This window comes from Escherichia sp. GZ89 (genome assembly GCF_019366485.1).
Classification (GTDB): Bacteria; Pseudomonadota; Gammaproteobacteria; order Enterobacterales; family Enterobacteriaceae; genus Escherichia; species Escherichia fergusonii.
The window spans coordinates 17,818-30,346 of sequence record NZ_JAEOHX010000009.1 but is presented as its reverse complement, the minus strand read 5'-3'; the positions used below and the strand labels follow the sequence as shown (position 1 = coordinate 30,346).

At 52.8% G+C, this 12,529-nt stretch carries 11 protein-coding genes and 1 riboswitch; of the genes, 4 read left to right on the top strand and 7 right to left on the bottom strand.

The genetic code is table 11. The features are described from left to right. Nucleotides 1–2 precede the first annotated feature (2 nt). Complete coding sequence (moaB, locus tag K0335_RS14920) at nucleotides 3–515, bottom strand: molybdenum cofactor biosynthesis protein B (RefSeq protein WP_000084639.1); 513 nt, start codon at nucleotides 513–515, stop codon at nucleotides 3–5. 21 nt (nucleotides 516–536) lie between these two features. Next, on the bottom strand, nucleotides 537–1,526 hold the full coding sequence (gene moaA, locus K0335_RS14915) for a GTP 3',8-cyclase MoaA (protein ID WP_002432387.1): 990 nt from the start codon (nucleotides 1,524–1,526) through the stop codon (nucleotides 537–539). Next, a riboswitch (molybdenum cofactor riboswitch) is annotated at nucleotides 1,514–1,658 on the bottom strand. It overlaps the preceding gene by 13 nt. Before the next feature lie 264 nt (nucleotides 1,659–1,922). Here moaA and yvcK point away from each other — a divergent pair. After that, the gene (gene yvcK / locus K0335_RS14910; RefSeq protein ID WP_001246043.1) at nucleotides 1,923–2,831 is read left to right on the top strand and encodes a uridine diphosphate-N-acetylglucosamine-binding protein YvcK; all 909 of its coding nucleotides are present in this window, start codon (nucleotides 1,923–1,925) and stop codon (nucleotides 2,829–2,831) included. 37 nt (nucleotides 2,832–2,868) lie between these two features. On the opposite strand, the gene uvrB is transcribed toward yvcK, so the two are convergent. The 5 genes from uvrB to bioB all read right to left on the bottom strand — a co-directional run bounded on the left by uvrB (nucleotide 2,869) and on the right by bioB (nucleotide 9,072). Further along, on the bottom strand, nucleotides 2,869–4,890 hold the full coding sequence (gene uvrB, locus K0335_RS14905; RefSeq protein ID WP_000042541.1) for an excinuclease ABC subunit UvrB: 2,022 nt from the start codon (nucleotides 4,888–4,890) through the stop codon (nucleotides 2,869–2,871). Nucleotides 4,891–5,462: 572 nt separating this feature from the next. Continuing rightward, the gene (gene bioD / locus K0335_RS14900) at nucleotides 5,463–6,146 is read right to left on the bottom strand and encodes a dethiobiotin synthase (protein WP_104919393.1); all 684 of its coding nucleotides are present in this window, start codon (nucleotides 6,144–6,146) and stop codon (nucleotides 5,463–5,465) included. Next, complete coding sequence (gene bioC / locus K0335_RS14895; RefSeq protein WP_104919392.1) at nucleotides 6,139–6,894, bottom strand: malonyl-ACP O-methyltransferase BioC; 756 nt, start codon at nucleotides 6,892–6,894, stop codon at nucleotides 6,139–6,141. Before bioC ends, bioD begins: the two co-directional genes overlap by 8 nt. Further along, nucleotides 6,881–8,035, bottom strand: coding sequence for an 8-amino-7-oxononanoate synthase (bioF, locus tag K0335_RS14890; protein ID WP_104919391.1), 1,155 nt, complete (start codon nucleotides 8,033–8,035; stop codon nucleotides 6,881–6,883). The genes bioC and bioF overlap by 14 nt, the downstream gene beginning before the upstream one ends. Beyond that, nucleotides 8,032–9,072 carry a biotin synthase BioB gene (bioB, locus tag K0335_RS14885; protein ID WP_000930076.1) on the bottom strand — a complete coding sequence of 347 codons (1,041 nt, stop codon included), beginning with the start codon at nucleotides 9,070–9,072 and terminating at the stop codon, nucleotides 8,032–8,034. Before bioB ends, bioF begins: the two co-directional genes overlap by 4 nt. An 86-nt stretch (nucleotides 9,073–9,158) precedes the next feature. Between bioB and bioA the strand changes: the two genes are divergently transcribed. The 3 genes from bioA to K0335_RS14870 all read left to right on the top strand — a co-directional run bounded on the left by bioA (nucleotide 9,159) and on the right by K0335_RS14870 (nucleotide 12,418). After that, nucleotides 9,159–10,448 carry an adenosylmethionine--8-amino-7-oxononanoate transaminase gene (gene bioA / locus K0335_RS14880; protein WP_104919390.1) on the top strand — a complete coding sequence of 430 codons (1,290 nt, stop codon included), beginning with the start codon at nucleotides 9,159–9,161 and terminating at the stop codon, nucleotides 10,446–10,448. Nucleotides 10,449–10,506: 58 nt separating this feature from the next. Further along, a complete protein-coding gene (locus K0335_RS14875; protein ID WP_000767391.1) occupies nucleotides 10,507–10,983 on the top strand; it encodes a kinase inhibitor in 477 nt (158 codons plus the stop codon). A gap of 151 nt (nucleotides 10,984–11,134) precedes the next feature. Then, a complete protein-coding gene (locus K0335_RS14870; protein ID WP_104919388.1) occupies nucleotides 11,135–12,418 on the top strand; it encodes a putative acyl-CoA thioester hydrolase in 1,284 nt (427 codons plus the stop codon). Nucleotides 12,419–12,529 lie beyond the last annotated feature (111 nt).

Here is a 12,529-nt window from a genome sequence, read left to right as displayed (position 1 = left end):
ACTTATTTCTTCAAATGTGGATGGAAATTACACGGACGCGTACGGGCATCCAGCTGCGGTGCGATGATATTTTCCCAGGCGGTACGGCACGCTTTGGTTGAACCGGGCATGGCGAAAATTAGCGTTTTGTTAGCGACGCCCGCTACCGCACGAGATTGCAACGTTGAGGTGCCAATCTCTTCGAACGACAACATACGGAACACTTCACCAAAACCTTCAACTTCACGGTCGAACAGCGGCAGCAGTGCTTCAGGTGCCTGATCGCCTTCGGTCAGGCCAGTACCACCCGTAATCAACACTACTTGTACATCGTCGCTGGCGATCCACGCAGATACCTGAGCGCGAATGGCATAGCGGTTTTCTTTCACAATGGCTTTATCGACAACGTGATGGCCCGCTTCCTGCGCCGAATCGCGCAGATAGTGACCGGAAGTATCGTCTTCTTCACCGCGACGATTAGAAACCGTAAGAATAGCAATACGGGTCGGGATAAATTCAGTGCTTACCTGACTCATCTGATCTCTCCTTTTGACGTTTTAGCCGCCAATGTACGATAAGTTTTGCGTAATACCGGTGTTGTTTTGATGCAGGAAATGGGTCTGTTTTTTCTCCCGCAGCGCCGCTGAAATACGCGCTTCCAGCGCCTGTTGCTGGGTATCGTCTTCCAGCAGATCGCGCAAGTTAACGCCGCCTTCACCAAACAGGCAGAGATGGAGTTTACCAATGGAGGAAACGCGCAGGCGGTTACAAGTGGCGCAGAAGTCTTTTTCATACGGCATGATAAGGCCAATCTCTCCGGCGTAATCCGGATGACAAAAGACTTGCGCGGGACCATCGCTGCGTTGACGTAATTGGTGGATCCAGCCGCGACGCAGTAGCTCGTCACGTAGAACCTGACCAGAGATGTGATGCTTACGGAAGAGCTCGCTGCCCTCGCCCGTTTCCATCAGTTCGATGAAACGTAACTGGATAGGGCGATGCTGGATCCAGTTCAGAAAGGTGTCGAGCTGGTGATGATTAACATCACGCATCAGCACGGTATTGACTTTGACCTTCTCAAAACCGGCCTCAAATGCAGCATCGATCCCTGCCATGACCTGATTGAATTTATCCTGTCCGGTAATAGCCTGAAACTGGCGAGCGTCGAGGCTATCGACACTCACGTTGATACCAGTAAGACCAGCATCACGCCAGTTCGCCACGTCGCGTTCCAGACGGTAACCATTGGTGGTGACCGCTATCTGGCGAATAGCGTCGTTTTCTCGCACAGCGGCGATGATATCGGTAAAGTCACGACGCAAAGACGGCTCTCCGCCCGTCAGACGGACTTTTTCGGTACCCAGACTGGCGAAGGCGCGCGTAACCCGGCGAATTTCATCGACGGTAAGAAAGCCTTTATTGGTGACGCCGCTCGGTTTGTAGCCATCCGGCAGGCAGTAGGTGCAACGGAAGTTACACACATCGGTAATCGACAGGCGCAAGTAGTAAAACTTACGCGCAAATGCATCAGTCAGTTGTGAAGCCATGTACACCTTTCCAGATACGGGAGGCGAAGTCATTTCTTCCTTCGCCCTGGTGGCAATCTTTGTAAGCATTGTCACGGCCAAAGCACCGTATCAGTTGACCCAGGTGCAGAGGCTAGAGTGTTTAGTGGTTATGCCGATACTAACGTGTAAATGGGATTTTTACCATTCACAACTTTCGCTATGTAATCGTATATATAGCGTCATGATCGAGCTATTTCGCTACAGAATAAGGAAAAATGAGCGTTTTACCTTGATATATATCATCAGCCTGGAAAGCGTGTATTACTCGTTGGAGGTAGTCTCTGAAAAAGAGTTTTCGGGATCTTTACAGCTTAATTGCCGATTCCCTATGAGTTGCGCTACTGTAGCGCGGTGAATTTGATTTCAGGAATCTATATGCGCAATCGTACGCTGGCTGACCTTGATCGTGTCGTTGCTCTCGGCGGAGGGCATGGATTAGGACGCGTTCTCTCATCGCTTTCATCTTTAGGCTCTCGCTTAACGGGTATCGTAACCACCACGGATAATGGCGGCTCGACGGGGCGTATTCGTCGCTCAGAAGGCGGCATTGCCTGGGGCGATATGCGCAACTGCCTCAACCAGTTGATAACGGAACCCAGCGTCGCTTCCGCAATGTTTGAATATCGTTTTGGCGGTAACGGTGAACTTTCCGGGCACAACCTTGGAAACCTGATGTTAAAGGCACTGGATCACCTTAGCGTGCGGCCCCTGGAAGCGATCAATCTGATTCGCAATCTGCTGAAAGTGGATACACATTTGATTCCAATGTCGGAACATCCGGTGGATCTGATGGCCATTGATGATCAGGGACATGAAGTTTACGGCGAGGTCAATATTGACCAGCTCACTGCGCCGATACAGGATCTACTCTTAACCCCCAACGTACCTGCCACACGTGAAGCGGTGCTGGCGATTAATGAGGCGGATCTGATCATTATTGGGCCAGGGAGTTTTTATACCAGTCTTATGCCCATTCTGCTGCTCAAGGAAATCGCGCAGGCATTACGCCGAACGCCTGCCCCGATGGTGTATATCGGTAATTTGGGGCGAGAATTAAGCCTGCCTGCTGCTAATCTCAAGTTGGAAAATAAGCTGGCGATTATGGAGCAGTATGTTGGTAAAAAAGTGATTGATGCGGTAGTTGTTGGACCGAAAGCTGATGTATCCGCAGTTAACAACAGAATTGTGATTCAGGAAGTACTGGAGGCCAGCGATATTCCCTATCGTCATGACCGCCAGTTGCTGCATAACGCACTGGAAAAGGCGTTACAGGCATTAGGTTAACACGAAGCCGGAAGAAAATTCCGGCTTCGTCATCTTGTCACGAAGCCGCAATGAACAGCTCACGCAGCTGATGCAACTGGTCACGAATTTGCGCCGCTTCTTCGAACTCCAGATTTTGCGCGTGTTGCATCATCAGCCCTTCCAGTTCATGGATTTTCTGCTGCAACGCCTTCGGCGACATATCCATCGGCACATTATCCGGCTCAACAATCGGTCGCGATTTTCCTCTGCCCTTCGCTTTGGTTTTAGCAATGTTCTGCCCCAGCGCCAGGATATCGACCACTTTCTTGTTCAAGCCTTGCGGCGTAATGCCGTGTTCCTCGTTGTACTTCTGCTGTTTCTCGCGGCGACGTTCGGTTTCGCCAATTGCTTTTGCCATTGACGGGGTGATCTTATCGCCGTAGAGAATCGCTTTACCATTGACGTTACGTGCCGCACGACCAATGGTCTGGATCAACGAACGTTCAGAACGCAGGAAGCCTTCTTTGTCGGCGTCGAGGATCGCCACCAGCGAAACTTCCGGCATATCCAGACCTTCGCGCAGTAAGTTGATCCCTACCAGCACGTCGAACTCACCCAGACGCAAGTCGCGGATGATTTCCATGCGCTCGACGGTATCGATATCTGAGTGAAGATAACGTACACGCTCACCGTGTTCTTCGAGATATTCCGTGAGATCTTCCGCCATTCGCTTGGTCAGTGTTGTGACCAGCACGCGTTCGTTAATTGCCGCTCGCTGGCGAATCTCCGAAAGAAGATCATCAACCTGTGTTGCCACCGGTCGCACTTCGATAATCGGATCAAGCAATCCGGTTGGACGCACGACCTGATCCACCACATCACCACCGGATTTTTCCAGCTCGTAATTACCCGGCGTCGCCGAAACATAGATGGTTTGCGGCGCTAATGCTTCGAACTCTTCAAACTTCAGCGGACGGTTATCCAGCGCTGATGGTAGGCGGAAACCGTACTCCACCAGTGTCTCTTTACGCGCCCGGTCGCCTCGATACATACCGCCAATTTGTGGAATGGTGACGTGAGATTCATCGACGACCAGCAGCCCATCGGCAGGCAGGTAATCAAACAGCGTCGGCGGTGGCTCACCTGGTCCACGGCCGGAGAGGAAGCGCGAGTAGTTTTCAATGCCCGAGCAATATCCCAGTTCGTTCATCATCTCCAGATCAAACTGGGTACGCTGAGTCAGCCGCTGCTCTTCCAGCAGTTTGTTGTTCTCTAACAGCACCTTGCGTCTAGCGGCCAGTTCTTCTTTAATTTCTTCCATCGCCTGCACAATGCGCTCGCGCGGCGTAACGTAGTGCGTTTTCGGGTAGATGGTAAAACGTGGAATGGTGGAAACAATCTGCCCGGTTAGCGGATCAAATAACGACAATCGTTCCACTTCCTCGTCAAACAGTTCCACGCGAAGTGCAATGTCATCCGATTCTGCCGGGAAGATATCAATCACCTCGCCACGAACGCGGAAAGTACCGCGCTGGAATGCTTGATCATTCCGGGTGTATTGCAGCTCCGCCAGGCGGCGCAGGATCGCGCGCTGATCGATAATCATACCGACCGTAAGATGGAGCATCATCTTGAGATATAAATCAGGATCGCCCAGACCATAAATCGCGGAAACCGACGCCACCACAACCACATCACGCCGCTCCAGCATCGCTTTGGTGGCGGACAAACGCATCTGCTCGATATGTTCGTTTACCGAGGCATCTTTCTCAATGAAGGTGTCGGAACTCGGTACATAGGCTTCCGGCTGATAGTAGTCGTAGTAGGAGACGAAATACTCCACCGCGTTTTCCGGGAAGAACTCTTTCATTTCGCCGTACAGTTGGGCCGCCAGCGTTTTGTTGGGCGCAAGTACCATGGTTGGGCGCTGAAGGTCAGCAATGACATTGGCAATGGTGAAGGTTTTCCCGGAACCCGTCACGCCAAGTAACGTCTGGTGCGCCAGACCATCTTCCAGCCCCTCTTCGAGACGTCGAATCGCCTCTGGCTGATCGCCAGAAGGTTTAAAAGCGGAATTCAGTTTGAACGGTTTACTCATGAGTCGCTACCTGAAGGAGTTGGGCGGGCAGGTATGTAATTTTACTCGTCATGGTTAATAATGCCAGTAAAAAAGACTGGATAAAATTCCAGTAGCGCACAACAATATTTGTGTTACATCGCAGCCCTATGACATTTACCCAAGACTAATTTCATCTCTGGCAAGATATTATGCTAATTCACAATGGTTATCCCCAAAGCAAAGACTTTCTTAACATTTGTCAAGCCGATTGATGAAGGTTTTATGGCAGTCAGCGACTCTTTTCCTGGAGCCATTGCTTTTATCTAACCAACTGTAAATAAAACAATATTTTTTGGAGACGTCTTTCGCAGCAATTTAGCTGCAAGCCGCGTGTTCTCTCGCTTGCCTGACGTTTTCTAACTCTAATGCACATGGTTATCCACAGGAATGGTGGATAACTGCTTCCAGCCCATATGGCTTGCCGCCTGCACTATTCCCCCACAAATCTCATGTTGTGGGGGTAAAAAAAATTTCTCTGTTTTTTTCGATTTCAATTGCTTAAACAAACACCAGGAAATTACGCGATCCCGCTCGCAAATTGGTCAATTTTATTACTGGCTTAACAAGGCAAGATTTATGTACTTTCCGGTTGCCGCATTTTCTGGATTTTCTGCAAGCCAGGGAATTTCCCCCAGCAGCGGTGCGGGAATCATGCGGGTGAGCGTGGCCATATATTCAGCGTGACGTTTTCCTGGAGGCGTGACATCGTTCGCCACCCAACCCGCCAGAGTCAGTCCGGCGTGTTGTATTGCCTGTGCAGTCAACATCGCGTGATTAATACAGCCGAGTTTCACGCCAACTACCAGTATCACCGGCAGTTGTTCCTGTGTTACCCAATCTGCAAAAGTGAAAGTGTCAGAAAGCGGCGTAAACCAGCCGCCCGCGCCTTCCACTAACACCCAGTCAGCCTGTTGTTCAAGCGCGTGTAATCCAGCGCTCATTACCGATGATTCTATCGGCCTGCCCTCTAGCGCGCTAATGATGTGCGGCGAAGTGGGTTCTGCAAAGGTGTAAGGATTTACCATTACGTAATCCAGCAGCAGGCTGCTGTTGCGCTGTAACGCCAGCGCGTCGCTGTTGCGTAAGCCTTCCGCGTTCATTTCACTGCCTGAAGCCACCGGTTTATACCCTGCCGTCCGGTAGCCTGCGGCTTTTGCGGCCTGTAACAGGGCACCACTGGCGACGGTTTTCCCCACTTCGGTGTCCGTTCCGGTGACAAAATAACGTTTACTCACGAGCAATCACTCCCAAAAAAAGATGATACGTCAGAGGATATCGCCCCTGTTGTTGCGGCCAGGCCAGTTGCAATCGCTGCAACTGCGAACGCGTTAATATTCGTGGGTAGCGCCCTTCATGAAGATGCGTTGCACCGATGCCTTTCAGCGAACGCATGGCACTGAGCGCATCATCAAACCAAAGCGTGATGGGCAGAATATGGTGTTGATAATTAACGCCGTTCAGCGACTGTTCGATTTCATCTGGCGGTAAAAAGCGATTAGCATGCGGGCGCTCGTCCACCGCCTGCCACGCCAGATGCAGTTCGGGTATCGATCCCTGCGCCAGCGTGGTAAACGCGACCATGCCTCCGGGGCGCACCACCCGATACAGCTCGTGGAGTGCCGTGGATAAATTACCGCACCACTGCACCGCGAGATTGCTCCATGCGAGATCGAACATCGCAGTCGCTAACGGCAGGGATTCGATATCTCCCGCCAGATAATGGTCTGCGGCATCCTTCTGGCGTGCCTGCTCAAGCATAAGTGGCGAAAGATCTAACGCCGTCACCCGCGCGTGACGTTCACGCCAGTGGCGGCTCATCCAGCCTGGTCCACAACCCGCGTCCAGCACGTGGGTGAATGTACGCTGTGGGAGCATTGCCAGTAAGGCGTCAGCACTCTGACGCTGTAGATCTGCGTGTTGCTCATAGTGTGCGGCTGCCCGACCAAATGCCGCGGCAATGGCTTGTTTATTAACCGTTGCCATGCAGCACCTCCAGCAGCCGGTCGATATCCTGCGTTTCATGTGCTGCGGTTAAGGTCAGGCGCAGTCGCGCAGTGCCTGCGGGTACGGTTGGCGGGCGAATCGCCGTGACCCAACAACCTTGCTGGCGCAGTTTCTCTGCCAGATGTAACGCTCGGCTGTTATCGCCTACGATTAATGGCTGAATGGCGCTACATGAATCCGCAAGAGTAAACGGCAAACCCTGCACTCCGGCACGAAAACGCGTAATGAGTACCGCCAGTTTTTCGCGCCGAGCGTCCCCCTCTTCACCGCGAATGACCGCCAGCGACGCGCGTAATGCCTGCGCCTGAGCGGGCGGCATACTGGTGCTGTAGATAAGATGGCGGGCGAATTGCAGCAGATAATCCGCCACTGTATTGGAGCAAAGCACCGCTGCCCCGCTGACGCCAAATCCTTTGCCAAAAGTGACCACCAGCAATTCTGGTTTTACCTTTTGCAGCCAGCAGTTGCCGCGCCCCTGTTCACCGATAACACCCGTGCCGTGGGCATCATCGACCATCAACCAGCCATTGTGCTGTTGCGTTACCTGCTGGATTTCCGCCAGTGGCGCACTATCGCCGTCCATGCTGAACACGCCTTCTGTCACCACCAGTTGCTGCCCCGGACAGGGGGAAGCAAGCAGTCGCGCCAGATGAGCGACATCGTTATGGGTAAAACGGCGAAGCTGCGACGGGCTTAAACTGGCAGCTTCCAGCAATGAGGCGTGACTCAGCCGGTCGGCAACAATGCGGTCCTCTTTTGCCATCATCGCGGCAATGACCGCCTGATTAGCGGCAAAACCGGAGATAAACAGCAGCGCCCGCGAATAGCCCAGCCACTCGGTCAGTTCTTCTTCCAGCGCCTGATGCGCCACGCTATAACCGCTGACGTGACCGGAGCCGCCGCTACCGACGCCAAATTGTTCCGCCCCCTGCTGCCAGGCGCGGATGATATGTGGATGATGGCTTAAACCTAAATAATCATTACTGGAAAAGTTCAGATACTGGCGATCATCCGCCACCAGCCAGCGTCCGGCGCCTTGCGCCACCGGATAACGGCGACGCAGGGCATCGGCAGTACGCCGCGCATCGAGCGCCGCGTTGATTTTCTCCTGCCAGCTCATAGTGCTGCCGCGTTGTAATATTCGTCAGTGTCCGGGGTCATCAGTGCCTGCTCCAGACGCTGCTGTTGTTCGTTATCCCCTGCCAGCACGGCAGTTTGCTGCGGATTTAACCCCAGTTTGCGGAACAGTTGCAGGTCTTTATCTTCTTCCGGATTCGGCGTGGTTAGCAGTTTGCAACCGTAGAAAATTGAGTTAGCCCCGGCCATAAAGCACATCGCCTGAGTCTGTTCATTCATCTGCTCGCGTCCGGCAGAAAGGCGCACGTATGAGGTCGGCATCATGATCCGCGCTACGGCAATGGTGCGAATAAAATCAAAGGCATCGACATCATCGTTATCTGCCAGTGGCGTGCCTTTCACCTTCACCAGCATGTTGATTGGTACGCTTTCCGGCGGCGTCGGCAGGTTTGCCAGTTGTAGCAATAATCCGGCGCGATCTTTTACCGTTTCGCCTAAGCCTACAATGCCACCTGAACAGACTTTGATCCCGGCATCACGCACTTTTTCCAGCGTGTCGAGACGTTCCTGATAAGTGCGTGTGGTGATGATATTGCCGTAAAACTCCGGCGAGGTGTCGAGGTTGTGGTTGTAGTAATCCAGCCCGGCGTTCGCGAGGCGCTGCGCCTGAGATTCACTCAACGTGCCCAGCGTCATACACGCCTCCAGGCCCATCGCTTTTACCCCCTGCACCATCTGTTCCAGGTACGGCATATCGCGTTCGTGGGGGTTCTTCCACGCCGCGCCCATGCAAAAACGCGTCGATCCCGCCGCTTTCGCTTTACGCGCCGACTCCAGCACCTGTTCAACTTCCATCAACCGCTCAGCTTCCAGTCCGGTTTTATAACGCGAGCTTTGCGGGCAGTATTTGCAATCTTCCGGACAAGCTCCGGTTTTAATCGACAGCAAAGTGCTGACCTGGACCTGACGAGGATCGAAATGCTGACGATGCACCTGCTGCGCTTCAAACAGCAGATCCAACAACGGTTTTTCAAATAATTCTGTGACTTGCGACAATGTCCAGCGTGGGTGGTGAGCCATGGGGCTTCTCCAAAACGTGTTTTTTGTTGTTAATTCGGTGTAGACTTGTAAACCTAAATCTTTTCAATTTGGTTTACAAGTCGATTATGACAACGGACGATCTTGCCTTTGACCAACGCCATATCTGGCACCCATACACATCCATGACCTCCCCGCTACCGGTTTATCCGGTGGCGAGCGCCGAAGGGTGCGAGCTGATTTTGTCTGACGGCAGACGCCTGATTGACGGTATGTCGTCCTGGTGGGCGGCAATCCACGGCTACAACCACCCGCAGCTCAATGCGGCAATGAAGTCGCAAATTGATGCCATGTCGCATGTGATGTTTGGCGGTATCACCCATGCGCCCGCCATCGAGCTGTGCCGCAAACTGGTGGCAATGACGCCGCAACCGCTGGAGTGCGTTTTTCTCGCGGACTCTGGTTCCGTAGCGGTGGAAGTGGCGATGAAAATGGCGTTGCAGTACTGGCAAGCCAAAGGCGAAGCGCGCCAGCGTTTTCTGACCTTCCGCAATGGTTATCATGGCGATACCTTTGGCGCGATGTCGGTGTGCGATCCAGACAACTCAATGCACAGCCTGTGGAAAGGCTATCTGCCAGAAAACCTGTTTGCTCCCGCGCCGCAAAGCCGCATGGATGGCGAATGGGATGAACGCGATATGGTGGGCTTCGCACGTCTGATGGCGGCGCATCGTCATGAAATCGCGGCGGTGATCATTGAACCGATTGTCCAGGGCGCTGGCGGAATGCGCATGTACCATCCGGAATGGTTAAAACGAATCCGCAAAATGTGCGATCGTGAAGGTATCTTGCTGATTGCTGACGAGATAGCCACCGGTTTTGGTCGTACCGGCAAACTGTTTGCCTGCGAACATGCGGGGATCGCGCCGGACATTTTGTGCCTCGGTAAAGCCTTAACCGGCGGTACGATGACCCTTTCCGCCACGCTCACTACGCGCGAAGTGGCTGAAACTATCAGCAACGGCGAAGCCGGATGCTTTATGCACGGGCCAACCTTTATGGGCAATCCGCTGGCCTGCGCGGCAGCAAACGCCAGCCTGGCCATTATCGAATCTGGCGACTGGCAGCAGCAGGTAGCGACTATTGAAGCACAACTGCGCGAGCAACTGGCTCCTGCCCGTGACGCCGAAATGGTTGCCGATGTGCGCGTGCTGGGAGCGATTGGCGTGGTCGAAACCACTCGTCCGGTGAATATGGCTGCGCTGCAAAAATTCTTTGTCGAACAGGGTGTCTGGATCCGACCTTTTGGCAAGCTGATTTACCTGATGCCACCCTATATTATTCTACCGCAACAGTTGCTGCGCCTGACCGCAGCGGTTAACCGCGCGGTACAGGATGAAACATTTTTTTGCCAATAACGGGAAGTCAACGTGAGGGTTTCTGGCTACACTTTCTGCAAAAAAGAAAGGAGGTTTCATGAAACTCATCAGTAATGATCTGCGCGATGGCGATAAATTGCCGCATCGTCATGTCTTTAACGGCATGGGTTACGATGGCGATAATATTTCGCCGCATCTGGCATGGGATGATGTTCCTGCGGGAACCAAAAGTTTTGTCGTCACCTGCTACGACCCGGATGCGCCAACTGGCTCCGGCTGGTGGCACTGGGTAGTTGTTAACTTACCTGCGGATACCCGCGTATTACCGCAAGGGTTTGGCTCTGGTCTGGTAGCAATGCCAGACGGCGTTTTGCAGACGCGAACTGACTTTGGTAAAACCGGGTACGATGGCGCAGCGCCGCCGAAGGGCGAAACTCATCGCTACATTTTTACCGTTCACGCGCTGGATGTAGAACGTATTGATGTCGATGAAGGTGCCAGCGGCGCGATGGTCGGTTTTAACGTCCATTTCCACTCTCTGGCAAGCGCCTCGATTACTGCGATGTTTAGTTAATTGCTCAACCAGATGGCGCAATGCCATCTGGTATCACTTAAAGGTATTAAAAACAACTTTTTGTCTTTTTACCTTCCCGTTTCGCTCAAGTTAGTATAAAAAAGCAGGCTTCAACGGATTCATTTTTCCATTTCATAGCCCGGAGCAACCTGTGAACACATTTTCAGTTTCCCGTCTGGCGCTGGCACTGGCTTTTGGCGTGACGCTGACCGCCTGTAGCTCAACACCGCCCGATCAACGTCCTTCTGATCAAACCGCGCCTGGTACCGCTTCTCGCCCGATTCTGTCGGCAAAAGAAGCGCAGAATTTCGATGCGCAGCACTATTTTGCGTCCCTGACGCCGGGCGCAGCATCATGGAATCCATCACCGATTACTCTGCCTGCACAACCTGACTTTGTTGTCGGCCCGGCGGGTACTCCGGGTGTAACGCATACCACGATTCAGGCGGCGGTAGATGCGGCAATTATCAAGCGCACCAATAAGCGCCAGTATATTGCCGTGATGCCTGGTGAATATCAGGGAACGGTGTATGTCCCTGCCGCTCCGGGTGGAATTACCGTTTATGGTACAGGCGAAAAACCGATTGATGTGAAGATCGGCCTTTCGATTGACGGCACAATGAGCCCTGCCGACTGGCGTCACGACGTCAATCCGCGCGGCAAATACATGCCGGGTAAACCGGCGTGGTATATGTACGATAGCTGCCAGAGCAAGCGTAGCGACAGTATCGGTGTTCTGTGTTCTGCGGTCTTCTGGTCACAAAACAATGGCCTGCAACTGCAAAACCTGACCATCGAAAACACGCTGGGCGATAGCGTAGATGCGGGTAATCATCCGGCGGTGGCGCTGCGTACTGATGGCGACAAAGTGCAGATCAATAACGTCAATATTCTCGGTCGTCAGAACACCTTCTTTGTGACCAACAGCGGTGTACAGAACCGTCTGGAAACCAATCGTCAGCCACGTACGCTGGTGACGAATAGCTATATTGAAGGGGATGTGGATATCGTTTCTGGTCGCGGCGCAGTGGTGTTCGATAATACCGAATTCCGCGTGGTGAACTCCCGTACCCAGCAAGAAGCGTATGTGTTTGCACCGGCTACGCTGTCAAACATCTATTACGGTTTCCTCGCCGTAAACAGCCGTTTCAATGCTTCCGGTGATGGCGTGGCGCAACTGGGCCGCTCGCTGGATGTTGATGCCAATACCAACGGTCAGGTGGTGATCCGTGATAGCGCCATCAACGAAGGTTTTAACACGGCTAAACCGTGGGCCGATGCGGTGATTTCCAATCGTCCATTTGCGGGTAATACCGGCAGCGTTGATGATAACGACGAAGTACAGCGTAATCTGAATGACACTAACTACAACCGCATGTGGGAATACAATAACCGCGGTTTAGGTAGCAAAGTGGTTGCGGAGCCGAAGTCATAACCCTTAGCAAATAACTTGAGTTGCAGGACAAAACGTTTACGTTGGCCCTGAAAGGCCGGGTAATGCAACTTGAAGTATGACGAGTATAAGCGTTAAAAAAGGGTCGCTATA

What these genes read in the sequence shown, in the direction of transcription:
- moaB (WP_000084639.1), bottom strand. Translation starts at nt 515, where the DNA reads ATGAGTCAGGTAAGCACTGAATTTATCCCGACCCGTATTGCTATTCTT.
- K0335_RS14875 (WP_000767391.1), top strand. Translation starts at nt 10,507, where the DNA reads ATGAAACTCATCAGTAATGATCTGCGCGATGGCGATAAATTGCCGCAT.
- moaA (WP_002432387.1), bottom strand. Translation starts at nt 1,526, where the DNA reads ATGGCTTCACAACTGACTGATGCATTTGCGCGTAAGTTTTACTACTTG.
- uvrB (WP_000042541.1), bottom strand. Translation starts at nt 4,890, where the DNA reads ATGAGTAAACCGTTCAAACTGAATTCCGCTTTTAAACCTTCTGGCGAT.
- bioA (WP_104919390.1), top strand. Translation starts at nt 9,159, where the DNA reads ATGACAACGGACGATCTTGCCTTTGACCAACGCCATATCTGGCACCCA.
- yvcK (WP_001246043.1), top strand. Translation starts at nt 1,923, where the DNA reads ATGCGCAATCGTACGCTGGCTGACCTTGATCGTGTCGTTGCTCTCGGC.
- bioB (WP_000930076.1), bottom strand. Translation starts at nt 9,072, where the DNA reads ATGGCTCACCACCCACGCTGGACATTGTCGCAAGTCACAGAATTATTT.
- bioF (WP_104919391.1), bottom strand. Translation starts at nt 8,035, where the DNA reads ATGAGCTGGCAGGAGAAAATCAACGCGGCGCTCGATGCGCGGCGTACT.
- bioC (WP_104919392.1), bottom strand. Translation starts at nt 6,894, where the DNA reads ATGGCAACGGTTAATAAACAAGCCATTGCCGCGGCATTTGGTCGGGCA.